We start from the raw sequence: 24,716 nt of genomic DNA, 5'->3' as shown, positions 1-24,716 counted from the left end.
GGTCCGTACCTTTCACCCCACACCACCCCCCATCCCAAGGGCGCCATGGCCTGTCCTGCACGCGACAGGCGATACCCGGTGCAGGGGCACGCTCCGCCCCGCTTTCGTCTATACTGTCCCGCTCATTTCCCAAGCCACGTCCACCGCGTGGCTTCTTCATTTCAGAGGCACGACGATGAGCGCACTCGTAGGCGTGATCATGGGCTCCAAGTCCGACTGGTCCACCCTGAGCCACACCGCCGACATGCTGGACAAGCTGGGCATTCCCCACGAAGTGAAGGTGGTCTCCGCCCACCGCACCCCCGACCTGCTGTTCCAGTACGCCGAAGAGGCTGCCGGGCGCGGTATCGAGGTGATCATCGCCGGCGCCGGTGGCGCCGCCCACCTGCCGGGCATGTGCGCCGCCAAGACCCACCTGCCGGTGCTCGGCGTGCCGGTGCAGTCGTCCATGCTCTCGGGCGTCGACTCCCTGCTGTCCATCGTGCAGATGCCCGCCGGTGTGCCGGTCGCCACCCTGGCCATCGGCAAGGCCGGCGCCATCAACGCCGCGCTGCTGTCCGCCAGCATCCTCGGCGGCAAGCATCCCGAGTACCACGAGCGGCTGAACGCCTTCCGCGACGAGCAGACCCGCACCGTGCTGGACAATCCCGATCCGAGGGAGCAGGCATGAAGATCGGCGTCATCGGTGGCGGCCAGCTGGGCCGCATGCTCGCCCTGGCTGGCACGCCGCTGGGCATGAACTTCGCCTTTCTCGACCCGGCGCCGGATGCCTGCGCCGCCGCCCTGGGCGAACACCTGCGCGCCGACTACGGCGACCCGGACCACCTGCGCCAGCTGGCCGACGAGGTCGATCTGGTGACCTTCGAATTCGAGAGCGTCCCGGCCGAGACCGTGGCCTTCCTCGCGCAGTTCGTGCCGGTCTATCCGTCCGCCGAAGCCCTGCGCATCGCTCGGGATCGCCTGTTCGAGAAGTCGATGTTCCGCGACCTGGGCATCCCCACGCCGGCGTTCGCCGACATCCTCTCCCAGGCCGACCTGGATGCCGCCGTGGCCCATATCGGCCTGCCGGCGGTACTCAAGACCCGCACCCTGGGCTATGACGGCAAGGGCCAGAAGGTCCTGCGCCAGCCGGAAGACGTCACCGGCGCCTTCGCCGAACTGGGCAGCGTCCCCCTGCTGCTGGAAGGCTTCGTGCCCTTCACCGGCGAGGTCTCCCTGGTGACCGTGCGCGGGCGTGATGGCGAGGTGGCCTGCTATCCGCTGGTGCACAACACCCACGAGAGCGGCATCCTGCGCCTGTCGGTGGCCAGTTCCGACCACCCGCTGCAGGCCCTGGCCGAAGACTATGCCCGCCGCGTGCTGGAACAGCTCGATTACGTCGGCGTGCTGGCCTTCGAATTCTTCGAGGTCGAGGGTGGCCTCAAGGCCAACGAGATCGCCCCACGCGTGCACAACTCCGGGCACTGGACCATCGAAGGCGCCGAGTGCAGCCAGTTCGAGAACCACCTGCGCGCCGTGGCCGGCCTGCCGCTGGGCTCCACCGCCAAGGTCGGTGAAAGCGCCATGGTCAACTTCATCGGCTCGGTACCGCCGGTGGCCGCCGTCACCGCCCTGGAAGACTGCCACCTGCACCACTACGGCAAGGCCTTCAAGGCCGGGCGCAAGGTCGGTCACGCCACCCTGCGCAGCGCCGATGCGGCAACCCTGCAGACCCGCATCGCTGCCCTGGAAGCCCTGATCCAGGACTGATGCCCAACGGCTTCCGCACACGGAAGCCGTTTTTCCCTGAACCTCGAAGGATCACCGGTGGTCGGAGAGTACAACGACGCCTGCTGACCGGCGTTGTCTTACCAGCACTTAAACAGGGGATTCTTCACATGGGCATCATCGCAACCATCATCATCGGTCTCATCGTCGGCCTGGTTGCCCGCTTCCTGAAGCCGGGCGACGACAGCATGGGCTGGATCATGACCATCATCCTGGGCATCGTCGGCTCCGTGGTCGCCACCTACCTGGGCCAGGCACTGGGCATCTACCGCGCCGGTGAAGGCGCAGGCTTCATTGGTGCCGTGGTCGGCGCCATCATCGTGCTGTTCATCTACGGCATGGTGACCAAGCGTCGCTAAGATCGTGAACAGGTTCTAAGACGCCGCTTCGCAGCACCGCGTTTCTGCCCCTGGTGTCGCCCGTCGACCCAGGGGCTTTTTCATGGGCGAGGCCCCGCTTTGCGGCCCTGGGGCTGGACCCCTGACCTGGCGCGCCGCACACTCGGACTTTTGTGTCCGACCCGCCGACCATGCCCAGACTGCTCATCACCCTGCTGCTCGCCAGCCTGCCGTTGCTGACCCACGCCGCCAAGGGCGAACCGCCGGAAACCAACTGGCTCGACCTGCTCACCGCAGAGGATCGTCACGCCCTGGAAACCATGCCCGAGATCAGCCACAACAGCCCCGAGGCCCCTGGTGGTTTCGGCTCGCCCGGCGGACTCAAGCAGAAGGACAGTGGCTTGCCCGAGGTGATGCACTCCACCCGCACCGTGGCTGCCCTGAATGGCAGGAACGTGCGCCTGGGAGGGTTTCCGGTACCCCTTGAGACCGACGCCAAGGGCAATTTCCGCGAATTCTTCCTGGTGCCCTATCCGGGCGCCTGCATCCACGTCCCGCCGCCGCCGCCCAACCAGATCGTGCTGGTGCGCTACCCCAAGGGCGTGCCGCTTCCCGACATCTACGAGCCCTACTGGGTCATCGGCACCCTGCACACCGAGGCGGTCGACAACGCCCTGGCCGAGGCGTCCTACACCCTGGACGCCAGCAAGGTCCGCAAGGTCGAAGAAAGCGATCTCTAACGATCGTAGGTTGGGCTAAGACAGCTCCACCGTCGCAGCCCAACAGCCAGAGGTGGCACCGTAGCGTGGACAACGACGCAGCCTTGTCCACGTCTCCGAGGCCCTCGTCTTACCCCAGTGGAACACGCTGCGCGGTTTTCCACGCTACCGGCGCCAGGATTATCACAGCGCGTTACCCTGAAAGTCGCTAGGCCAGCCGCAGCGGCAGGTGCAGGGTGATGACCACCTCGCCCGCGCCGTTGGCGAAGCGCACCTCGCCGCCGAAGCTTTCGCTGAGCGCCTTGACGATGGGCAGGCCCAGGCCCCAGCCGCGCTTGTCGCTGCGGGTGGAGATGAAATAGGGCGTGGCCAGGTTGGCCAGGACTTCGTCGGGAAACTGCCCAAGGTTGCGCAGCTCCAGCATGACCTGGTCATCCGCCAGCCACTGGCGGACCCGGATCGGCGTCCCCGCCTCGCCGTGCTTGGCGGCGTTGAGCACCAGGTTGTCGAAGATGCGCAGAAAGGCGTATCTGTCCCATAGAACCTCCAGCTCCGGCGTCTCCACCTGCAGGTCGAGGGGGTTGCTGAATTGCAGCTGCAGATTGGCCGCGGCCTCGTTCAGCAGCGGACCCAGCACCAGCGGATCGCCGCTGAGGCGGACACCACCACCCAGGCTCATGTGACTGATGTCGAGCACGTCGGTGATCATCTGGTTCATGCGCTGCAGGTTGTCGTGCAGGGTCTGCAGCAGATCGTCGGTACGCCGCGCCGGACTGCGCTGCATCAGGTTGACCACCATGGTGGCGGCGGTGAGTGGCGAGCGCAGGTCGTGATTGAGCGATCTCATGAAGCGTTCGAGCATGACCTTTTCCGCCTGCAGGTTCTCGCTGCGGGCGATGGCTGAATTGCGCTGCTGCTCCATGTGCCCGACCCGGGAGCTGGCCTTGAGCAGGGCGCCAACGGTGGCCAGCACCTCTTCCGGATTGATCGGGTGGGTCAGGTAGGCCTGGGCCCCGGTGTTGAAGCCCTGGGCCTTGTCCTTGCCGGAGACGAAGGTGGCCGAGATGTTGATGATGGCCGGCAACCGGCCCCAGCCGCACTTGCGCTCGATGGCCTGGATCAGCTCGAAGCCGGTGGTGTCCGGCAGATTGACGTCGATGATCACCAGCTCGACGGATGCGTCGATCAGCGCCAGGCCGCCGGCGCCGCTGGCCGCTTCCAGGACCTCATAGTGGCGCTGGCTGACGAGGATCTTGCGCAGCACATAGCGATTGGCTTCGGTGTCGTCGATGATGACGATGCGGCGCAGGGCGCTAGTCATCGGACAGGCTCCGCGCCAGGGCGCAGACCTCGGCCAGCAGCCGCTCGGCGTGATCGGGGGCATGCTTGAACAGGATGGCGTGGCAATAGTCCTGCAGCCGCTGGCAACCCGCCTCGTCCAGCGGCTGGGCGGTATTGATCAGCACCCGCCGGTGCATGCTCCAGTCCATGCTGGCGAGCAGGTCCTCGCCGTTGATGTCGGGCAGGTCGAGGTCGAGGATGATGATGTCCGGGCGCACGGCATTGAGGCGATCCAGGCTGCTGCGAGCGCTGTCGGCCTCCAGCAGGACCGGATTGAGGCGTTCGAGGGTGCGGCGGACCAGATAGCGATCCCCTTCGTTGTCCTCGATCACCAGCACCGTGAGGCCGCTGAGATCGGGTTCCGGCGCGGCCGCCCGGTGGCTGGCGTAGTGACGTGGCAAACGCAGGGTGAAGCGACTGCCGCGACCGATCGCGCTGTCGAGGGACAGCTCGCCACCAAGCAGCACGGCCAGGCGCTGGGCGAGGGGCAGGCCCAGGCCGGTACCCTCGATGTGGGTCAGGTGCGGCGAGCGGATGCGCTCGAATTCCTCGAAGATCTTCTGCTGATCCGCGGCGGCGATGCCGATGCCACTGTCTTCCACCAGGAATTCCAGGCTGGCGTCGTCCGGCTGGAATACCTGGATGCGCACCTGGCCCCGGGGGGTGTACTTGAAGGCGTTGGAGATCAGGTTGCGCAGCACCTGGAACAGTCGACTCTCGTCGGTATCCAGCAGCACCTCGACAGGCGGCGGGGCGACGCTGAAACTGACCTGGGGATAGCGCGGCGCCAGGGCCGCGGCGAACTGTTCCAGGCGATCGATGAAGGGCGCCAGGGCAAAGGGCTGGGGTACGACGGTCAGGCGTCCGGACTGCACCTCGGCCAGGGCCAGCAGCTCGCTGACCAGGTTGGCCAGTTCCAGCGCCGCGTCGCTGATGAAGCGCACCTGGCGCTGCTGTTCGGCATTGAGCGCCCCGTCCACGCCGCTGGCGAGCAGCTTGGCGACATTCTCGATGATGTTGATCGGGGTGCGGAATTCATGGGTCATGTTGGAGAAGAAGCGCGTCTTCGCCTCGCTGGCCTCCTTGAGTTCCTGGGTGGCCTTTTCCAGTTCGGAATAGAGCGCCACCACCCCCTGGTTGGTGTTTTCCAGTTCCTTGTTGGTGACCTCCAGTTCCGACTGGCGCAGTTGCAGTTCGGTGTTGGTCAGCAGCAGCTCTTCGCTCTGCAGGCGGATCTGCTGATAGGGATCCGCTGGCGGACTGCCCTGCAATTCAGCCGTCAGCGCCTGCAGCAGCGCCGCCTCGGGAAAGGCGCGTGGCGCCTGGTACTTGCGGGCAGTGATGCGCGTGCCGGCAGGGGAGGTCTGGATGTCGAAGTCATCGAACAGCCGCTGGGCGCCGCGCAGGCCGATGCCCATGCCGGTGCTGGAACGATAGCTGCCCGCGCGGATGGCCTCCATCTCGGCGATGCCTGGGCCCTGGTCGACCGCCCGCACCTCCAGGCCGCGCAGACGCTGGCCTTCGTCACGCAGCAGGGCGAAGTCGAACTGACCGCTGCCGGCGTACTGATGGATGTTGCGCGCCAGTTCGGAGACCGCGGTGGCCAGGCGGATCTGCTCCAGCACCGGCCAGTCCAGGGCCGCGGCCAGGCGCTTGGCGGCCTGGCGGCAGTGCACGATGTCCTGCTCGCTGCGCAGGGCGAGGGTCAGCAGGGGCAAGACGTCAGACATGCTTGAGTACCAAAACGGTGGCATCGTCGGCGGAGCGCCGGAAGTCACGGTGCAGGAGGGCGGCGATCAAGGCCGGATGCCGCGCCCCGAGCCCGGAGTGCTCGGCCAGTCCCACCTTGGACGTCAGTCCATCGGAGTTCAGCACCAGCAGGGTGCCGGGTGTCCAGGGGTAGGTATAGGTCTGGATCCGGCCGATCCGGTAGCCCAGGGTGCCGTTGTTGGACACCAGGCTGCGCGAGGTGTTGCCGAGCAGGCGTCCGGCGATGTTGCCGATGCCGCAAAAGCTCACCTGGCCCTGATCCGGGTCCAGCTCGGCCAGCGCCAGGGCGGCGCCGCGGGTGTCCATCAGCGCCTGGTGCAGATTCTCCATCAGCCGCTGCAGCGGCAGGTGCGCGCCATGGCGCAGGAACACCTCCCGCGCCCGGCGACTGGCCATGGCGGCCTGCTGGCCATGCCCCAGGCCGTCGCACACCAGCAGGCGCCGTCCGCTGACCGCCCAGGTGTCACCGCAGACCTGTTCCTCGGGGTGCGGCGTGCACAGGGCGCCATGCTGCAACCGGGTACCGGACACTCCGGCCAGATGGAAGCGCGCCAGCACCACCGTACCCTGGCCCGGTCGCGAATGGATGTCGAAGACATCGGACTGCCGGCGGATCGCCCCCAGACCGGCACCCAGGGTGGCCGCCGTGCTGTAGTGATCGCTCAGGCAGCGGGCGACGTCATGCATGCCCGGGCCGCGATCCACCGCCAGGACATCCAGCACGCCTTCGCCGCTCAGGGTGGCCAGGAGCTCGCCGTGCCCGGCATGGCGAACCAGGTTGTAGCCCAGCTCCTGGGCGACGATGGTCAGGCGCCCGAGCAGGGTTTCATCGGTGGTGACGCTGGCGGCCAGCCGGACCAGGGCGCGCCGGGCGGCATCGACGTGGACCGTGGTAGTCACCGGCAGCACCAGGCTGCACGGCTGGTCGTTCAACGCCATTTCCAGAGTTCGACGGTGGTGCCCTGGCCGGGTTGGCTGTCGATGTGGAAGTCGTCCACCAGCCGTCGCGAGCCGGACAGGCCGAGGCCCAGGCCCTTGCCCGAGGTGTAGCCGTCGACCATGGCGCGGTCGAGATCGGCGATACCCGGACCCTGGTCACGGATCACCAGGCGAATCGCTGGCTTGCCGGCGCGCTGCGTCTCCTCGATCAGGCATTCGCCACCCAGCCCGTAGACCAGGCCGTTGCGCGCGATTTCGCTGGCCGCGGTGACGATCTTGGTCTGGGAGATCAGGCCCAGGCGGATGGCTTCGGCGACCTTGCGCACCTGCTGACGGATCAGCACGATGTCAGTCTCCTGGCGGAGTGGAAGCGTCTGTGTCTTCGCCACCCTCTGACTCCTCCAGCGATTCGTCCGCGGCGACCATGGCTTCCAGTCGGCGCATGCCCTTTTCCATGTTCAGCGCCGTGGCGATGCCGTCCAGCGACAGCCCCAGCTCCACCAGGGTGATGGCGACTGCCGGTTGCATGCCGACCACGATCACCTTGGCATCGAGGATGCGCGAGACCTGGGCGATATGGGACAGCATCCGGCCAATGAAGGAGTCGACGATTTCCAGCGCCGAGATGTCGATGAGCACGCCCTTGGCCTTGTGCCGCACGATCTGCTCAGTGAGGTCTTCCTGCAGGTCCAGCGCCAGCTGGTCGTGCATGTCGACCTGGATGCTCAGCAGCAGGAAGGGGCCCAGCTTGAGGATCGGAATCCGCTCGATCATGGCGCGTTCCTCAGACCCTTACCGGGGCGGCCAGGCGCACGCCCTGCTGGCGCAGGGCCAGGCGGAATGCATCGGCCAGGGACGCCTTGGTGATCACATCGCCCAGGTCCACGCCCAGGTGGACGATGGTGGCGGCGATCTGCGGACGGATGCCGCTGATGATGCACTGGGCACCCATCAGGCGGGCGGCGGTCACCGTCTTGAGCAGGTGCTGGGCGACCATGGTGTCCACCGTGGGCACGCCGGTGATGTCGATGATGGCGATGTCCGATTCGGTCTGGACGATCTTTTCCAGCAGCGACTCCATCACCACCTGGGTGCGGTTGCTGTCCAGCGCCCCGATCAGCGGGATGGCGAGGATGCCATCCCACAGTTCCACCACCGGGGTGGACAGTTCCAGCATGCTTTCCTGCTGCTCGCGGATCACCGTCTCGCGGCCGCTCATGTAGCTTTCCATGCTGTACAGACCGAGATCGTCGATCAGCCGGGTGGCGGCCCAGATCTCGGCGAGCGGCTCGTCGCACTCGTTCTGGATCAGCTTGAACAGCGGTTCCTTGAGCGAGAAGACGAAGGTCGCCGTCTGCGCGGGCGTCAGGCCCGCACGGCTCTGGTCGAAGGAGAAGCGCTCCAGCAGCGCCCGTACCGGCTGCCAGTGCGGCTCGCGCAGATTGCCCAGGCCCTGGGCGGCGGCCACGGTGATCCGCCGCAGCAACTCGGCGGAATTGGCCAGGATGGTGGTTTCGTCGAGCAGGTCGATGCGCATGCCGGCCGCGCGCTGGGCGCCGATCCAGGCATCGAGCAGCGGCCGCTCATGGGTGCGCAGCAGCTCGACCAAAGCGGTACTGTACATGAAGGTTCCTAGGTGACGAGAAGACGGCTCAGGACGGGCCGACCGGGCGGAAAGCGTGGGAAGAGGCAGGTGCAGAGAGGGATCCGACCGCGCGATCGGATCCCCGGGGGATCACATGTCCATCTTTTCCTTGGTGATCTTGCCGGTCTTGGCGTCGGCATGGAAGTCGTACTTCATACCATCTTTCTTCATGCCTTCGCCTTCCCACTGACCGTCATCGGCTTCGATCTTGCTGATCGAGGTGTAGCCCTGCTCCATGAGCTTGGACTTGACGTCGTTCATGGGCATCCAGTCGGCACCGGGCTGGTCGGCCAGGGCCGCGGTGCTGGCCAGGACGGAACAGGCAAACAGGGAAGCGAGCAGCTTGGATTTCATCGCGAGACCTCGTCGTGGTGGTATGCCCAGGGTTGGACCACCACCAGACGCTACAGATCCCCTCTGGCCCAGGCGTTAGACTGACGATTCTTCGACCAGGTGCGGCAACAGCCCGACCGGTGCCGACTTGGGCCTACCCTTGACCTTGCGCGGCACATAGGGGCGACTGGCCAGGCGCCAGAGATCGCGCCAGCGCTCGGCAAGGGCCGTGGGCTTGTCCAGATAGAGGCGCAGGCCCAGGGAAAAGGCCTTCTCCTGCAACCGCTCGCGCTGCTGGGCCAGGCTTTCGCCGATGGCCAGGCGGGTGTTGCTGGCGCCGAACAGGGTCGGCTCGTCCACCAACAGCTGCTGCATCACCGCTAGGTCGTGATCGTCGCCCAGGTATTCCGAAAGACGCTTGAGGCTCTTCTGCCGCGTCTTGAACTCCGCCGGCCAGGCCGCGGCAAGCAACTGGGTGTGATACCAGTGATCCTTCACCCGCTTGCGCCAGTCGTGCAGGGTATCGTCGGTGGGCTTGTCGCGCGCGGTCTTGAGCGCCTGGCGCCCGGCCTTGTAGTTGTCTTCCAGGCCGCGGGCGAAGAGGGCGAAGCCCTTGCCGGCGAGTTTCCAGCCGGCCACCTCCTCACGCAGGGCGGTCAGCGCCTCGAGCAACGCGGGATGGCCGCTGGCCGCGGCGATCTGCTGGTCGGCGCGCTCCTGCAGGCGCTGGCGCACGCGCTTCATGGCCGGCGAGGCGAATCTCTTGCGATCGGACTCGCCCAGCTTGTCCCAGCTTTCCACCAGGGCGGCGCTGTCACGCAGCGAGGACAGCTCGCGCCCGAGATCGCGCAGGCGCCGATTGCGACTGGCGAAGGCGCGCTTGCCCAGGGCGCCGTGCAGCAGCCGCAGGAGGGCGCGCAATTCCTTGAGGCGCTTGCGCGTCTCGTGCACGCCCTTGGGGGTACCGCTGGACAGGGACGCCTCAGCCTGTCCCAGACGATCCGTCACCACGCGGCGGACTTCCTCGTCAGCCGGTTGCCGCGCATCGAAACGAAAGGCCATCGAACTCTCCTTATGGGTGGACTGCAGACCCGCTCTGCGCGGGAGCCTAACGGTGGGAAGACCGCTACAACAGCGGGAGATGCCAAATTTCATTTAATCGTCATATTTCGGTCATGGATGTCGGCTCGGGCACCGCCTGCCGCCGGGTCGGTCAGAAGGGCTATAGTTGCCCGACCACCCGCGCAAGGAGATCCGGATGTTCGAAGCCGCCGAAAACGAACACCTGCTCGACGAGGCCACCTACGACGCCAAGCTGCCCAAGCTGCGCGAGGCGCTGCTGGCCGCCCAGTACGAACTCAAGACCCAAGGCCGCTTCCCGGTGATCGTGCTGATCAATGGCATCGAGGGGGCGGGCAAGGGCGAGACCGTCAAGCTGCTCAACGAGTGGATGGATCCGCGCCTGATCCGTGTCGAGACCTTTCTGCAGCCCAGCCACGAGGAACGCCAGCATCCGCCGGCGTGGCGCTACTGGCAGCGCCTGCCGGGCAAGGGGCGGATCGGCGTGTTCTTTGGCAACTGGTACAGCCAGATGCTGCACGGCCGGGTCAACAAGGAACTCAGTCGTGTCGAGCTAGATGCCGCCATCGGCCAGGCGGAACGTTTCGAGCGCATGCTCGCCGACGAAGGCGCGCTGATCCTCAAGTTCTGGTTCCACCTCTCCAAGCCCCAGCTCAAGCAGCGCCTGAAGCACCTCAAGAACGATCCCCGCCTGGGCTGGAAGCTCAGTCCGCTGGACTGGCGCCAGGCCAAGGTTTACGACCGCTTCGTCAAGGAGGGCGAGCGCGTGGTGCGGCGAACCCATCAGGACTATGCCCCCTGGCACGTGGTGCCCGGTTTCGACGAGCGCTTTCGCAGCCTGACCGTCGGCACCGTGCTGCTCAAGGCGCTGCAGCGCGCCTTGGCCAACAAGCCGCGCAAGCAGCGCAAAGCCGCCGCGGTGCTGCCGCCGCCGGTCGATGGCCGCGGCGTGCTGGAGGCCATGGACCTGAGTCAGCGCCTGGACAAGGCCGATTACGACGACCAGCTGCTCGCCGAGCAGGCCCGGCTGGCGCGGCGGCTGCGCGACAAGAAGTATCGCCGCCATGCCCTGGTGGCGGCCTTCGAGGGCAATGATGCCGCTGGCAAGGGCAGCGCCATCCGCCGCGTCACGGGTGCCCTGGATCCCCGACAGTACCGCATCGTCCCGGTCGCCGCGCCCAGCGACGAAGAACTGGCCCAGCCCTATCTCTGGCGCTTCTGGCGGCATATCCCGCGGCAGGGCAATTTCACCATCTTCGATCGTTCCTGGTACGGCCGGGTACTGGTGGAGCGGGTCGAGGGGCTGACCTCCGCCGCCGACTGGCAGCGTGCCTATGGCGAGATCAACGACTTCGAGGAACAGCTCCACGACGCCGGCCTCGTGCTGGCCAAGTTCTGGCTGGCCATCGACCAGGACACCCAGCTGGAGCGCTTCCGCGCCCGCGAGGAAACGCCCTTCAAGCGATTCAAGATCACCGAGGACGACTGGCGCAACCGGGACAAGTGGGACCTCTACAGCCAGGCGGTCAACGACATGGTGGTGCAGACCAGCACCGCCATCGCGCCCTGGACGCTGGTGGAGGCCAACGACAAGAGATTCGCGCGGGTGAAGGTATTGCGGACGCTCAACGAGGCGCTAGAAAGGGCGTATGACAAGTGCTGAGCCAATGCCTGGGCTGATTGGCTGATTATCGAGGTTTGCGGCCACCCCTTGTTTCGCCCCTTCGGGCGAGTCACTTTTGCCAGTCGCGGCTGCGCGCCCCGGACAAAAGTAACCAAAAACGCTTGCCCCGCCATCCGGCCCTGGCTGCGCCGGGGTCCGTTCTCTCCATCGTCGCTCCAGGGGCCCGCCGCGAAGGGCCTTCCCTGGCCCTCGCGACTCTCGCGGCATCCATGCCGCTCGACCCCTTACGCAACGATTGCGTTCGCCCTGCTGGAAGGGGCGTTGGGCGCGCCTGCATCTTGGGGTGCCCAAGAGAAGAGGCGGCGTGAAGCGCGGTAAAGCCGGCTGAAACATTAAATCCCAGAAACGAAAAAGCCCCACCTAAGTGGGGCCTTTCTGCAACCGGATCAGTCGTTAGACGACTTGAACCTGGTCAGCTTGCATACCCTTCTGGCCTTTGACAGCCACGAAAGTGACCTTCTGGCCTTCGCTCAGGCTCTTGAAGCCGGCGCTTTCGATGGAGCGGTAGTGCACGAACAGGTCGGCGCCGCTTTCCGGGGTGATGAAGCCGTAGCCTTTTTCATCGTTGAACCACTTGACGGTGCCATTTTCACGATTGGACATGAGTATCTCCAGGGTGTAGGGGGAACAACCACGTTAGCGAGACATTCGCTAGCGGGACTGTAATGCGAGAGTGAGACGAGCCAGGAGATGAAAATGAAGCAACATCAAGCAGGTATCGAGTAACTATTGCAGTAGCAGTGCCCACACCATACTCGCTTTCACGAGCTTGTATAGCCCTGATTCGCATATTTGTTGACCAATGGCGCTGCTTGCGCTGCCAGAGCGTCTCACTCAGGCTACGGATTCCCCTGCTCGAAAGAGACTCCGCATGGACAAGCTGCACCGGATCAAGGGGGCCTGGCCCTACCTGATCGCCGTCTTTCTCAACGCCTTCGTCGATCTTGGCCACAAGATCGTCATCCAGAACACCGTGTTCAAGGTCTATGACGGTTCCACTCAGGTGGTGCTGACCGCCTTGGTCAACGGCATGATGCTGTTGCCCTTCATCCTGCTGTTCAGTCCTTCCGGCCATGTGGCCGATCGCTTCGCCAAGGTCCGGGTGCTGCGCCTTGGCGGCTGGGCGGCGGTGGCCATCACCCTGGGCATCACCCTGGCCTACTATGCCGGGCTGTTCGAACTGGCCTTCGCCATGACGCTCCTGCTGGCCATCCAGGCGACCTTCTATTCGCCGGCCAAGTACGGCTACATCAAGGCGCTGTTCGGCAAGCAGCGGCTGGCCGAGGGCAATGGCCTGGTGCAGGCCAATTCCATCATCGCCATCCTGGCCGGCACCGTGGTCTTCACCGCCTTCTTCCAGCTGCACCTGGGCGAGGGCCATGCCACGCCCCATGCGATCCTGCAGGACATTGCCCCGCTGGGCTGGCTGCTGGTGCTCTGCAGCCTGGCCGAGGTGGCGCTGCTCTATCGCCTGCCGCTGCTGGAAGAGCCCAGGCCGCGCGAGCCCTTCGACTGGCATGCCTATCTGCGGCTGCAGACCGCCCGACGCAACCTGGCGGTGATCGGCGAGAATCCGGTGATCCGCCTGTCGATCATCGGCCTGGCGGTGTTCTGGTCGGTGGGCCAGGTGCTGCTGGCGAGCTTTCCGGCCTATGCCAAGGATCATCTGGGCATCGACAACGTGCTGCTGTTGCAGGGCATCCTGGCCTGCGCCGGCATCGGCATCGCGATCGGCTCGGCGCTGGCCAGCCGGGCCTCCCGCGGGCGCATCGAGACCGGGCTGATCCCGGTGGGCGCCCTGGGCATCGCCCTCGGCCTGTGGTGGCTGCCGGCGCCCAGTTCGGCCTGGGTGCATGCGCTCAACTTCATCTTCATCGGCCTGATGGGCGGGCTGTTCATCGTCCCGCTCAACGCCCTGATCCAGTTCCATGCCCGCGAGGATCAGCTCGGTACGGTGCTGGCGGCCAACAACTGGGTGCAGAACGTCGCCATGCTGAGCTTTCTGGTGCTCACCGCGGTGATCGCCCTGCTCGGTCTGGACAGTCGCTGGCTGTTGCTGCTGATCGCCGCCGTGGCGCTGATCGGCGGCGCCTACACGGTGTGGAAGCTGCCCCAGAGCCTGGTGCGTTTCCTGCTCGGCCTGATGGTCACCCGGCACTACCGCATCCAGGTGCAGGGCCTGCAGAACCTGCCGGCCCAGGGCGGGGTGCTGCTGCTGGGCAATCACATCAGCTGGGTGGACTGGGCCATGGTGCAGATCGCCAGTCCGCGCCCGGTACGCTTCGTGATGCTGCGCGCCATCTACGAGCGCTGGTACCTGAAGCCCTTCCTCAAGGCCATGGGCTGCCTGCCCATCGCCCAGGGTACCGGCGCCGGCGCGGCGCTGGAGCAGGTGGCCGGGCTGCTGAGCGCCGGCGAGGTGGTCTGCCTGTTTCCGGAGGGGGCGATCAGCCGCACCGGTCAGCTCGGCGAATTCCGCCGCGGCTACGAAAAGGCCTGCGAGCGGGTCGGTCCCGAGGTGCAGATCGTGCCCTTCTACCTGCGCGGCCTCTGGGGCAGCCAGTTCTCGCGCTCTTCCAGCAAGCTCAAGGAGCTGCGTGACAGCCCGCTGCACCGCGAGGTGGTGGTGGCCTTCGGCAAGGCGTTGCCCAAGGACACTCCGGCCGATGTGCTCAAGCGGCGGATCTTCGAGTTGTCGATCCGCTCCTGGGAGCGCTACATGCAGGGCCTGCCGTCGCTGGCCGATGCCTGGGTCGCCAGCGTCAAGCGCCGGCCCAATGGCCTGGCGCTGATCGACGACCTGGGCGCTCCGCTCAAGGCCGCCCAGGCGCTTACCGGCGCCGCCTGCCTGGCGCGGCGGATGCGCAAGCGGCCCGAGGCCAATCTCGGCCTGCTGCTGCCCACCAGCAGCGGCGGCATGCTGGCCAACATGGCGGTGCTGCTGGCCGGCAAGACCCTGGTCAATCTCAACTACACGGCCACGCCCGAGGCGCTGGCATCCGGCCTGGACCAGGCCGGTATCCGTACCGTCTACACCTCGACGCGCTTCCTCGACCGCCTGCGCAAGCGCGGCCTGCCGGTGGACGAGTTGCTGGCCGGACGCGAGGTGGTGGATCTGGAGGAGTTGCGCGCCGGCATCGGCAAGGCCGAGCTACTGGCCAACTGGCTGGCGGTCTGGCTGTTGCCCACCGCCATGCTGCAGGTGCTGGTGAGTCGCGCCCACGATCCCGAGGCCACCGCCGCGATCCTCTTCTCCAGTGGCAGCGAGGGCACGCCCAAGGGGGTGATGCTCAGCCACAGCAACCTCATGGCCAATCTCAAGCAGACCTCGGACGTGCTCAACACCCAGGACGACGACGTCTTCATGGCCTCGCTGCCGCTGTTCCACGCCTTCGGCCTCACCGTGACCCAGTTCCTGCCGCTGATCGAGGGGGTGCCGGTGGTCTGCCAGGCCGATCCCACCGACGTGGCTGGCATCGCCAAGGCGGTGGCGACCCACCGCGCCACGGTGCTCTGCGGCACCTCGACCTTCCTGCGGCTGTTCGTGCGCAACACCAAGGTGCATCCGCTGATGCTGGAGAGTCTGCGCATCGTGGTGGCCGGTGCCGAGCGCCTGGATCCGGCGGTGCGCGAGGCCTTCAAGCTCAAGTTCAACCAGGACATCTACGAGGGCTACGGCGCCACCGAGACCGCGCCGGTGGCCTCGGTCAACCTGCCCGATGCCCTGGACATGAGCTACCTGCAGGTGCAGCGCGGCGGCAAGCTCGGCACCGTGGGCATGCCGCTGCCGGGGACCGGCTTCAAGATCGTCGACCCCCAGACCCTTGCCGAATTGCCCACCGGCGAGGCCGGCATGGTGCTGATCGGCGGGCCGCAACTGATGCAGGGCTACCTGAACGATCCCGAGCGCACCGCCAAGGCGATCCGCGAGATCGACGGCGAGCGCTGGTACGTGACCGGCGACCAGGGTCGGCTGGACGAGGACGGCTTTCTCACCATCGTCGACCGCTATTCGCGCTTCGCCAAGATCGGCGGCGAGATGGTCAGCCTGGGCGCCGTGGAGCAGGCCCTGGCCAAGGCGGTGGCCGATCCGGAGATCGAGCTGCAGGCGGTCAATCTGCCGGATCCCAGGAAGGGCGAGCGCATCGTGGTGCTACATACCGGCACCCTGGACGGCGCGGCGATGGAAAAGACCCTGCTGGCCCAGGGGGTGAGCGGACTGCTGCTGCCTTCGGCCTGGCTGGCGGTGGATAGCCTGCCGAAACTGGGGACCGGCAAGGCCGACGTGGCCGGCGCGAAACGGCTGGCGCAGACGCGCTTGAGCGAGGCGGGGGAGGCCTAGGCGATAAAACATTCATCCGGCGCCAGCGAACCCTAAAGCCTGGCGCCGTTTGGCCGATCATGAGGGGGCTAATCATTTTTTCGAGGTCTTCCCGGTGAAGCTACGCTCCCTCAACATCGCCCCGCGGGCCCTGGTTGCCTTTGGTTTCTTCGCCCTGCTGGTGATCGGCCTCGGGCTGTTTTCCCTGGGCCAGAATCGCGTCATCAAGGAGGGCGAGGAGCAGATCGTCGGCAATGTCATCCCCAGCGTCCAGACCATCGGCGAGATCCGCGCCGATCTGCTGAGTCTGCGCATGCACAACCAGGGCCTGATGCTGGCCAGCTCCAACGCCGAGACCCAGGCGGTGCACAAGGCCATCGAGGCGGCCAAGGCCAGCCTGGAACAGCATGTGCGCCAGTTCGACGCCCTGTTGCTCACCGACACCGGGCGGGAGGTCTACACCCGGATGACCGGCCAGCTGGCCACCTACCTGAACAACCAGAATCGCTATCTCAAGGCGCTGGACGACCAGAACGACGCCGAGCTGCTCAAGCTGGCCGGGCAGGACGGCGAGATGGCCCACAGTGGCAATGCCCTGAGCGCTACCGTCAATGAACTCGCCGGGGTGGTCGACGGCAAGGTCACGCGGCTGGCCGCTGCTTCCATGGCCAGCTACCACAACGCCATCGCCATCACCGTGGCGGTGATGGTGGCGGCCCTGGCCGGTACCCTGCTGCTGGCCTGGCGCTTTACCCGCAGCCTCACCGGGCCGCTGGAAAAGGCCTTGGCGGTGGCCGAGCGCATCGCCGCCAACGACCTCAGCCGGACCGTCGAGCCGGACGGGCGCGACGAACCCGGCCGGTTGCTGGCGGCCATGGCGCGGATGCAGGACAACCTGCGCGGCACCCTGGAGCGGCTGACCCTGTCGTCCACCACCCTGGCATCCACCTCCGAAGAGCTGTCGACGGTCACCGATACCGGGCTGCGCGGCATTCAGCGGCAGAATGACGAACTGGCCCAGGCGGCCACCGCCGTCAACCAGATGACCGCCGCGGTGGAGGAGGTCGCGCGCAACGCCGCCGCCGCCAGCGCCGCCGCCCAGGATTCGCGCACCTCGGCCGACCTCGGTCAGCGCCGGGTCGAGGAGACCCTCACCACCATCCACGCCCTGCATGGCGCCGTGACCTCCAGCAGTGGCGAGATCGACGGCCTGGCCGCCCAGGTGCAACGCATCAGCGGGGTGCTCGACGTCATCCGCGGCATCGCCGAGCAGACCAATCTGCTGGCGCTCAACGCCGCCATCGAAGCCGCGCGTGCCGGTGAGGCGGGTCGCGGCTTTGCCGTGGTGGCCGATGAGGTGCGCGCCCTGGCGGCCCGTACCCAGCAGTCCACCGGCGAGATCGAAGACATGATCGGCGCCATCCAGGGCGGCGCCGGCAAGGCGGTGGACGCCATGGCCACCAGCAATCAGCAGGCTGGTGTCTGCCTGCAGGTGGCCGCGGCCGCCGGCGAGGCCCTGGCCGAGATCGGTCGCCACATCGGGCAGATCACCGAGCGCAACCTGAGCATCTCCGCCGCCACCGAGGAGCAGGCCCAGGTGGCCCGCGAGGTGGATCGCAACCTCACCAGCATTCGCGACCTGTCCACCCAGAACGCCGCCGGGGCCGGGCAGACCGCCGCCGCCAGCACCGACCTGGCGCGCCTGGCCGGTGACCTGAGCGGTGCGGTGCGGCAATTCCGGCTCTGAACGCGGAATCCTTCAGCGGGCGATGGCCTCCAGCGCCCGGTTGCGGGTGCGCGGGCCGAACAGGCCGATGGTCAGCACCACGATCAGCATGCTGGCGACGATGAAGGCGAGCACGCCCGGAGTGCCCAGGCGCTCCAGCAGGGTGCCGATCAGCAGGCTGCTGAACACCGTGGACAGCCGACTGAAGGAATAGCAGAAGCCCACCGCCCGGGCGCGGATGGCGGTGGGAAACAGCTCGGCCTGGTAGGAGTGGAAGGCGAAGGTCAGCCAGGCGTTGCAGAAGGTGATGCCGATGCCACAGAGGATCAGACCGAGGGCGCCCTGCTGCAGGGCGAACAGGCTGCCGAAGCCCACCGTCCCCAGGGCGGAGCCGACGATCTGCCACTTGTTCTCGAAGCGATTGGCGATGCGCACGAACAGCAGCGGCCCCAGCGGATAGGCGAGGGTGATGACGAAGGCATAGCCCAGGCTGTGGGTCAGGCTCACGCCCTGGCCGGAGAGCAGCGCCGGCAGCCAGTTGCCGAAGCCGAAGAAGCCGATGGCCTGGAACAGGTTGAAGACGATCAGCATGATCACCCGGCGCCGATAGGGTGGTTGCCACAACGCCGCGAAGCGCGCGCTTACCGCAGGTTCTTCCACCACTGCCGCCGGCGGCGGCAGCGGCTGGCCGCGGTCGGCCTGGCAGGCGGCTTCCAGGCGCTCCACGCCCTGTTCGGCCTCGTCCAGCCGGCCCTGCTGGGCCAGCCAGCGCGGTGATTCGGGCAGGCGCTGGCGCAGCCACCAGATGAACAGGGCGAAGACGGCACTGGACAGCACCACCCAGCGCCAGCCGGAGATCCCCAGCGGCGCCTGGGGCACCAGCCACCAGGACAGCAACGCCACCGCCGGCACCGAGAGGAACTGGAGGGCGAAGGCGAAGGCGAACGCCGAGGTGCGCATGGCCTTGGGCACCAGTTCCGACAGATAGGCGTCGATGGTCACCAGCTCCAGGCCCAGGCCGATGCCCACCACGAATCGCAGGACGATCAGCCCCAGGGCGGTGGTCTGCAGGCCCATGGCCAGGGTCGCCAGGGTGTAGCCGACCAGCGCCCAGGTAAAGATCGCCCGGCGGCCGAAGCGGTCGGCGATGGGGCTGAGCAGGCTGGCGCCGACGAACAGGCCGAGAAAGGTGGCCGCGGCGAAGGCGGCCTGGTCGGAGACGCCGAACACCCCGGCCGCGCCGGTCTGGAAGACGCCATCGCGCAACAGACCGGGGCTGATGTAGGCGGTCTGGAACAGGTCGTAGAGTTCGAAGAAGCCGCCGATGGACAGCAGCGCCACCAGGCGCCACAGGCTGCGGGTGGCTGGCAGGCGATCGAGACGCGCCGACAGGGCGGCGGCGCGCTGGGAGGGGGGCAGGGCAGTGGCCGAAGCCGAAGACGCAGAGGTCATGGGACGCTATCCAGAGAACAGTCGTCCTACAGCTTACGGATCAGCCCGTGCCGAATGCTGCCAAAGATTTCCAAGTGCAACGTACGGTTTGGCAGGAAATCGCGTTTTCGAGCCGGTTTCTGGCAGCGGCTTGCGTCGATCAGGGAACCAGCGCCAGAGCGGTGCGCAGATCGACCACCAGGACATCCAGATAACCACCCTGTAGCGCGCCGCGAATGGCGTTGACCTTGCGCAGGCCGCCGGCCAGACCCACCACGCGGTCGATCTTCAGCAGTTGCGGCAGATCCACCGCGACCACCGTCTCTTCGCTGTCGTCCAGCACCGGCCGGCCCTGGGCATCGAAGTACCTCAGGCAGATGTCGCCCACCGCGCCGCGGGCGGCGAGTACCTCCAGCATGGCCTCGCCATGGTAGTTGCCGCTGTTGCGCAGCAGCTGCGACGGCTCCAGTTCGCCGATGCCGACCAGCGCCACGGTGAGCCGGGCGAAGCGTTCGGTCACCTCGCGCACCTCGTCCAGCTGCAGGATGCGCTGGCGACTTTCCGGTGACTGCTCGATGCTCTGGGACGGCAGCAGATAGGCCGGGCAACCCAGCAGATTGGCCAGTTGCTGGGTCAGCAGGGTGGCCTCGAAGGCGCCCTTGTTGCCGACCCCGCCGAGCAGCTGCACCACCTCGGTCGCGCCCTGGCGACTGCTGCCCCGGTGCATGTGGCCGACCATGGCGCGGATGGTGGAGCTCCAGGAGGAGATGCCGATGTGGTCCTTCTCGGTGACGCTGGTTTCCAGGTAGTGGGCGGCCGCCGAGCCGATGGCCTGCTTGATGGCCTCTTCGTCGTCGCCGGTGGGTTCCACCACGATGGCCTGGCGGATGCCGTAGCGTTGCTGCAGCTGACGCTCCAGTTCCAGATGGAAGTTGCGCGGGCGCTGCACCGAGATGCGCACGATGCCTTCCTTGAGCGCTCGGCTCAGGGCGCGGCTGACGAAGGATTGCGACAGGTCGAGCTGTTCGGAGATCTGCGACTGCTTGAGTCCCTCTTCGTAGTAGAGGGAGGCGATCTTGGTCAGCAGGCGTTGTTCTTCGAGGTTACTCATCCAGATTCCCGGTACCAGCGGATACGCCGCGCTCGCGGCCGCCAGCCCGGACCGGGAAGTCCCCTGGCCGCGACGAACCACCGAAAAGCAGGCACGTACCTGTTAGAAAGGCGCATTTTCCAGCTATTTTCCCCCAGCTTCCCGTCGGACGCCAAGGCTTTTGCGGCCAGGCGTCCTTGCCCGAGGCTGCTCGTCAGCGTGCGAGCTAGCGTCAGGCAAGGCGAAAAGTCCTGAGGAAGCGGAGTTTACGAGTGGTAAATGAGCATTCCGAAGGGCTTTCAACGCCGTTTGGCCGACGCGTAGCCGCCTATGAGCAGCTTCTCAGGACATGATCAGGCCACCGTCCACGTTGATCGCCTGGCCGGTGATGTAGGCGGCGTCCGCCGAGGCGAGGAAGGCCACCAGGCCGGCCACGTCGGCGGGGGTGCCGGCGCGCTTCATGGGAATGTTGCCGACCCACTCGGTCATCAGTTCGCCCTGGCCATAGCGCTTTTCCGGGGTGGAAAGGATCTCGCCCCAGACCCGGTCGTTGTAGTCCCACATCTCGCTTTCGATGATGCCCGGGCAGAAGGCGTTGACCGTGATGCCATGGCGCGCCAGTTCGTGGGCCAGACTCTGGGTGATGCCGATGACGCCCATCTTGCTCGCCGCATAGTGCGGCGTGTAGATGAAGCCCTGGCGACCCTGGCCGGAGCTGGTGTTGATCAGGCGTCCGCCACGCCCGGCGGCGACCATGCGCTTGGCCGCCTCGCGGCAGCACAGCCAGACGCCGGTGGTGTTGACCTGCAGGATGCGATCGAAGTCCTCGCGCGGCATGCGGTCGAAGGCGTCGATGGTGATGATCCCGGCGTTCTGCACCGAGACGTCGATGCGACCGAAGCGGGCCTCGGCCTGGGCATAGAGGTCGGCCACCGCCGCCTCGTCGGTGATGTCCACCACCAGCGGCAGCACCTCGGCACCGGTCTCGGTGGCCAGCCGCGCAGCGGTGTCGTGCACCCGCTCGGCGTTGGAGACCAGCACCAGGTTGGCGCCCTCACGACCGAAGCGCTCGGCGATACCCTCACCGATGCCGCGGCAACCGCCGGTGATGACCACGGTTTGACCAGCGAAGCGACGTTCCACGTGAAACCTCCTAGGGCGGTTGGCGATCCGGCGCGCGTGATCGCCAGCGGTTGTTACCAGCAGACGAAACCACCATCGACGATCAGATCGACGCCGGTGCAGAAGGACGCCGCCGGGCTGCAGAGGAAAATCGCCGGGCCGACCATTTCCTCCACCTCGGCCATGCGGCCCAGCGGGGTGGTCTGCTCGAAGATCTTGACCTGGTCGGCCACCTCGGGACGGGTGTTCATCGGGGTGGCGGTGTAGCCGGGGCTGATGCAGTTGACCCGGATGCCGCGCTCGGCCCACTCCATCGCCAGGCTCTTGGTCAGGTGGATGACGCCGGCCTTGGAGGTGTTGTAGTGGGCCTGCAGCAGGCCACGGTTGACGATGCTGCCGGACATGGAGGCGATGTTGACGATGGCTCCCTTGCCGCGCGGCAGCATCACCCGCGCCTGCGCCTGGCAGCTGAGCATCACCCCAGTGAGGTTGATGTCGAGCATGCGCTGCCAGCGCTCCAGTTCCAGTTCCTCGGCCGGCTGGGCGTTGGCGATGCCGGCGCTGTTGACGGCGAGACTCAGCGGGCCGAGCTCGGCCTCGGTACGGGCCACGGCGGCTTCCAGGTCGGCGGCGCTGGTCACCGAGCCTTCCAGGGCCAGGGCACGGCGGCCGTGGGCCTGGATACGCTCGACGGTACCGGCCAGGTCGCGACTGCCGGGCAGGTCGAAGCAGGCCACCTGGGCCCCGGCCTCGGCGAGACCGATGGCGATGGCCTGGCCGATGCCGCTGCCGGCACCGGTGACGAAGGCGGTCTGGCCGCCGAGATCGAAGAGACGCATGGGAAAACTCCTAGTCAGGCGGTAGCCAATTCCATCACGGCCACCGGAGTGGCCTGTTCGCGTTCGAGAATGCCCATCTGCTGGCCACGGCTCATCACCATGACCCGGTGCGACAGGCCGAGGACCTCGTCGAGGTCCGAGCTGACCACGATCACCGCCATGCCGGTGGCCGCCAGTTCGGCGATCACCTGGTAGATGGCGGCGCGGGCGCCGACGTCGATGCCGCGGGTGGGTTCGTCGAGGATGAAGACCTTGGGATTGCGCGCCAGCCACTTGGCGATGATCACCTTCTGCTGGTTGCCACCCGAGAGGGCGGCGATGGCCTGCTCCGGCTGGCCCTTCACGCCGAGCCGCGCCACCGCCTTGCGGGCGAAGGCGCGCAGCTTGCCGGGCGACACCCAGCCACCGGCGGCGAGCAGATCGGTGTTGCCATAGATGAGGTTTTCCTCGATGGCGTGGTCGACCACCACGCCCTGCTGCTTGCGATCCTCGGGCACCAGCACGATGCCGGCCTGGATGGCTTCGCACGGGCTGGCGAAGCGGCAGATCCGGCCTTCCAGCACCAGGGTGCCGGTGACCTGTTCGGCCGCGCCGGCGATGGCGCGGACCAGTTCGGTACGGCCGGCGCCGACCACCCCGGCCACGCCGAACACCTCGCCGGCGCGCACCGCGAAATCGATGTGCTTGAGCGGCATCTCGCGGCAGCTGAGATCCTTGACCCGCAGCACCTCCTGCGTACCGGGCGCGGCCATGGTCGGGAAGATGCGTTCCACGCTGCGCCCGACCATCTCTTCCACCAGTTGCCGCACCGGCACCTGGGCGGTGGCGTGCAGGGCGATCTGGCGCCCGTCGCGCAAGACCAGCACCCGGTCGGCGATGCGCGCGATCTCTTCCAGGCGATGGCTGATATAGATGAAGGACACGCCCTCGGCCTTGAGCCGCTCGACCTGGGCGAACAGCAACTCGGTTTCTTCTCCACCCAGGGCCGCGGTGGGCTCGTCGAGGATCAGCAGGCGTGCCTTGAGGGTCAGCGCCTTGGCGATCTCCACCAGTTGCTGGGCAGCCACGCTGAGGCCGGCCACGGTGCGTGTGGCGGGTACCTTCAGGCCCAGGCGATCCAGCTGGCGCTGGGCCTCGGTTGCCATGAAGGCGCGATCGATGCGCCCGCCGTGCATGGGCAGGCGGCCGACGAACATGTTTTCGGCGATGGTCAGCTCCGGCAGCAGGCGGATCTCTTGGTGGATCAGGCCGATGCCGGCGGCCAGCGCGGCGCCGGGGGAATCCGGGACGTAGTCGCGACCCAGCCAGGTCATGCGCCCACCGGCCTCGGGGGTACCAGGCCGGCGATGATCGACGACAGCGTGGACTTGCCGGCGCCGTTCTCGCCGAGCAGGGCCAGGACCTCACCCGGCTGGATGTCGACGTCCACCCCGGCCAGCACCTCGATGCCGGCGTATTTCTTGCCGATGTTTCTCAGGCTGAGAGCGGCGGGCTGTTCCAGGGGCATGACGGCGGACATGGGGCCTCCGAAGGGGGAGCAGAAGCTGTGCCTCCCTCGGGAGGCACCTGGATAAGGGGCGGGAGGCGGCGGCCGTTACCCGCCGCTGGCCAGACGATCCGTTACGGATGGTTCTCGATGAAGGGGGCGACATTATCCTTGGTGGTCAGGATCGCCTCCTGCAGCTGCTCCTTGGGTACCTGCTTGCCTTCCTTGAGCGCCACCGCCGATTCCAGGGCCATGCGTCCCATCTTGCGGGTCTGCTGGGTCATGGTGGCGGACAGGGTGCCGGCGGCCACGGCCTTGAGGCCGGCCACGTCGCCGTCGAAGCCGACGATGGTCACCGGATGGTCGAGGTTGGCGACCTTGACCGCCTGGGCGGCACCCAGGGCCATGGCGTCGGCCCGGCCGAAGAATACGCTGATGTTGGGATCGCGCTGGAGCATGTCCTGGGCCACGGCGAAGCCCTTGTCCTGGGCCCACTCGGCGGGCTGCTGGGCGACCACCTTCAGCTCGGGAAACTTGGCCAGGCCTTCGGCAAAGCCCTTGGCGCGATCGTTTTCCGGCGTGGTGCCGATCTGGCCCTGGAGGATGGCGACGCGGCCCTTGCCGTTGGTGACCTTGCCGACGTATTCGGCCAGGGTGCGGGCGGCGGCGACGCTGTCGCTGGCGATGAAGGTGTCACCCGGGGCGTCGGGGGCGTTGCGGTCCACCGCCACCACCGGGATGCCGGCGGCCTTGGCCGCCTTGACCGGGACACCGGCGGCGGTGGCGCCGGCCGGGATGTAGATCAGGGCGTCGACCTGGCGGGTGATCAGGTCCTGGATCTGGTTGACCTGGGTCGCCGAGTTGCCCTGGGCGTCCACGGTGATCACCTTGATGCCCTTGGCCTTGCCTTCGGCCTCGACAGCCTGCTTGATCTGATTGAAGAAGTCGGCCTGCAGGTTGGCCACGGCCAGGCCCACGGTGAGTTCCTTGGCCTGGGCATTGAGGGCGCCGGTGCAGGTGATGGCGGCGAACAGGGTACTGAGCAACAGCTTCTTGGGGGTCAGCATGGATGGCACTCCGTTGTT

General features: G+C 66.9%; 21 protein-coding genes and 1 pseudogene. 7 read left to right on the top strand and 15 right to left on the bottom strand.

Translation table 11 applies throughout. From position 1 onward, the window contains the following. The first annotated feature begins 175 nt into the window (after positions 1-175). The 4 genes from purE to BGI51_RS07050 all read left to right on the top strand — a co-directional run bounded on the left by purE (position 176) and on the right by BGI51_RS07050 (position 2,845). Entirely contained in the window at positions 176-670 is a 495-nt protein-coding gene (gene purE, locus BGI51_RS07065) for a 5-(carboxyamino)imidazole ribonucleotide mutase (protein ID WP_059316745.1), read from the top strand. Further along, entirely contained in the window at positions 667-1,749 is a 1,083-nt protein-coding gene (locus tag BGI51_RS07060) for a 5-(carboxyamino)imidazole ribonucleotide synthase (RefSeq protein WP_187980713.1), read from the top strand. Before purE ends, BGI51_RS07060 begins: the two co-directional genes overlap by 4 nt. 128 nt (positions 1,750-1,877) lie before the next feature. Further along, positions 1,878-2,126: a GlsB/YeaQ/YmgE family stress response membrane protein gene (locus BGI51_RS07055; RefSeq protein ID WP_007160058.1), complete on the top strand. Its 249-nt coding sequence runs from the start codon at positions 1,878-1,880 to the stop codon at positions 2,124-2,126. Positions 2,127-2,296: 170 nt separating this feature from the next. Continuing rightward, positions 2,297-2,845, top strand: a complete 549-nt coding sequence (locus tag BGI51_RS07050; protein WP_187980712.1) for a DUF3299 domain-containing protein — start codon at positions 2,297-2,299, stop codon at positions 2,843-2,845. Between the two features lie 187 nt (positions 2,846-3,032). Here BGI51_RS07050 and BGI51_RS07045 read toward each other — a convergent pair whose 3' ends face one another. From BGI51_RS07045 to BGI51_RS07010, 8 genes are all read right to left on the bottom strand, one after another. Then, complete coding sequence (locus tag BGI51_RS07045) at positions 3,033-4,145, bottom strand: hybrid sensor histidine kinase/response regulator (protein WP_187980711.1); 1,113 nt, start codon at positions 4,143-4,145, stop codon at positions 3,033-3,035. Further along, entirely contained in the window at positions 4,138-5,895 is a 1,758-nt protein-coding gene (locus tag BGI51_RS07040; protein WP_187980710.1) for an ATP-binding protein, read from the bottom strand. The genes BGI51_RS07045 and BGI51_RS07040 overlap by 8 nt, the downstream gene beginning before the upstream one ends. Beyond that, positions 5,888-6,874 (bottom strand): SpoIIE family protein phosphatase, encoded by a 987-nt coding sequence (locus BGI51_RS07035; protein WP_252977229.1) that lies wholly within the window; start codon positions 6,872-6,874, stop codon positions 5,888-5,890. The genes BGI51_RS07040 and BGI51_RS07035 overlap by 8 nt, the downstream gene beginning before the upstream one ends. After that, positions 6,865-7,218 carry an ATP-binding protein gene (locus tag BGI51_RS07030; protein WP_133860267.1) on the bottom strand — a complete coding sequence of 118 codons (354 nt, stop codon included), beginning with the start codon at positions 7,216-7,218 and terminating at the stop codon, positions 6,865-6,867. Before BGI51_RS07030 ends, BGI51_RS07035 begins: the two co-directional genes overlap by 10 nt. Before the next feature lie 4 nt (positions 7,219-7,222). Then, positions 7,223-7,648, bottom strand: coding sequence for an STAS domain-containing protein (locus BGI51_RS07025; protein WP_133860268.1), 426 nt, complete (start codon positions 7,646-7,648; stop codon positions 7,223-7,225). A 10-nt stretch (positions 7,649-7,658) separates the two neighbouring features. Further along, entirely contained in the window at positions 7,659-8,498 is an 840-nt protein-coding gene (locus tag BGI51_RS07020; RefSeq protein ID WP_187980708.1) for an STAS domain-containing protein, read from the bottom strand. Between the two features lie 111 nt (positions 8,499-8,609). Beyond that, a complete protein-coding gene (locus BGI51_RS07015) occupies positions 8,610-8,873 on the bottom strand; it encodes a PepSY domain-containing protein (RefSeq protein ID WP_059313049.1) in 264 nt (87 codons plus the stop codon). A 75-nt stretch (positions 8,874-8,948) separates the two neighbouring features. Then, positions 8,949-9,914 (bottom strand): CHAD domain-containing protein, encoded by a 966-nt coding sequence (locus BGI51_RS07010; protein WP_187980707.1) that lies wholly within the window; start codon positions 9,912-9,914, stop codon positions 8,949-8,951. 196 nt (positions 9,915-10,110) lie between these two features. Here BGI51_RS07010 and pap point away from each other — a divergent pair, with 196 nt between their 5' ends. Further along, positions 10,111-11,595 (top strand): polyphosphate:AMP phosphotransferase, encoded by a 1,485-nt coding sequence (gene pap, locus BGI51_RS07005; RefSeq protein WP_187980706.1) that lies wholly within the window; start codon positions 10,111-10,113, stop codon positions 11,593-11,595. 414 nt (positions 11,596-12,009) lie between these two features. Here pap and BGI51_RS07000 read toward each other — a convergent pair whose 3' ends face one another. Continuing rightward, positions 12,010-12,219: a cold-shock protein gene (locus tag BGI51_RS07000; protein WP_007160189.1), complete on the bottom strand. Its 210-nt coding sequence runs from the start codon at positions 12,217-12,219 to the stop codon at positions 12,010-12,012. 268 nt (positions 12,220-12,487) lie between these two features. Here BGI51_RS07000 and BGI51_RS06995 point away from each other — a divergent pair, with 268 nt between their 5' ends. Then, the gene (locus BGI51_RS06995; RefSeq protein WP_187980705.1) at positions 12,488-15,958 is read left to right on the top strand and encodes an acyl-[ACP]--phospholipid O-acyltransferase; all 3,471 of its coding nucleotides are present in this window, start codon (positions 12,488-12,490) and stop codon (positions 15,956-15,958) included. Between the two features lie 94 nt (positions 15,959-16,052). Beyond that, a complete protein-coding gene (locus BGI51_RS06990; RefSeq protein WP_187980704.1) occupies positions 16,053-17,684 on the top strand; it encodes a methyl-accepting chemotaxis protein in 1,632 nt (543 codons plus the stop codon). Positions 17,685-17,696: 12 nt separating this feature from the next. Here the strand turns inward: BGI51_RS06990 and BGI51_RS06985 are convergent, their stop codons facing one another. The 6 genes and pseudogenes from BGI51_RS06985 to BGI51_RS06960 form a co-directional block, all read right to left on the bottom strand. Continuing rightward, complete coding sequence (locus BGI51_RS06985; RefSeq protein WP_187980703.1) at positions 17,697-19,115, bottom strand: MFS transporter; 1,419 nt, start codon at positions 19,113-19,115, stop codon at positions 17,697-17,699. 139 nt (positions 19,116-19,254) lie between these two features. Next, positions 19,255-20,205 carry a sugar-binding transcriptional regulator gene (locus BGI51_RS06980; protein ID WP_027600541.1) on the bottom strand — a complete coding sequence of 317 codons (951 nt, stop codon included), beginning with the start codon at positions 20,203-20,205 and terminating at the stop codon, positions 19,255-19,257. Between the two features lie 321 nt (positions 20,206-20,526). Next, the gene (locus BGI51_RS06975) at positions 20,527-21,327 is read right to left on the bottom strand and encodes an SDR family oxidoreductase (RefSeq protein WP_187980702.1); all 801 of its coding nucleotides are present in this window, start codon (positions 21,325-21,327) and stop codon (positions 20,527-20,529) included. Between the two features lie 53 nt (positions 21,328-21,380). After that, positions 21,381-22,145, bottom strand: coding sequence for an SDR family oxidoreductase (locus BGI51_RS06970; protein WP_187980701.1), 765 nt, complete (start codon positions 22,143-22,145; stop codon positions 21,381-21,383). Positions 22,146-22,159: 14 nt separating this feature from the next. Next, positions 22,160-23,664: pseudogene (locus tag BGI51_RS06965) on the bottom strand (sugar ABC transporter ATP-binding protein). A 101-nt stretch (positions 23,665-23,765) separates the two neighbouring features. Further along, positions 23,766-24,698 (bottom strand): sugar ABC transporter substrate-binding protein, encoded by a 933-nt coding sequence (locus BGI51_RS06960; protein ID WP_027597270.1) that lies wholly within the window; start codon positions 24,696-24,698, stop codon positions 23,766-23,768. Positions 24,699-24,716 lie beyond the last annotated feature (18 nt).

Origin of the sequence: Pseudomonas oryzihabitans (genome assembly GCF_014522265.1) — a bacterium.
GTDB classification, from domain to species: Bacteria; Pseudomonadota; Gammaproteobacteria; order Pseudomonadales; family Pseudomonadaceae; genus Chryseomonas; species Chryseomonas aestiva.
The sequence above is the reverse complement of the archived record's forward strand: the minus strand, read 5'-3'. Positions and strand labels throughout refer to the sequence as shown.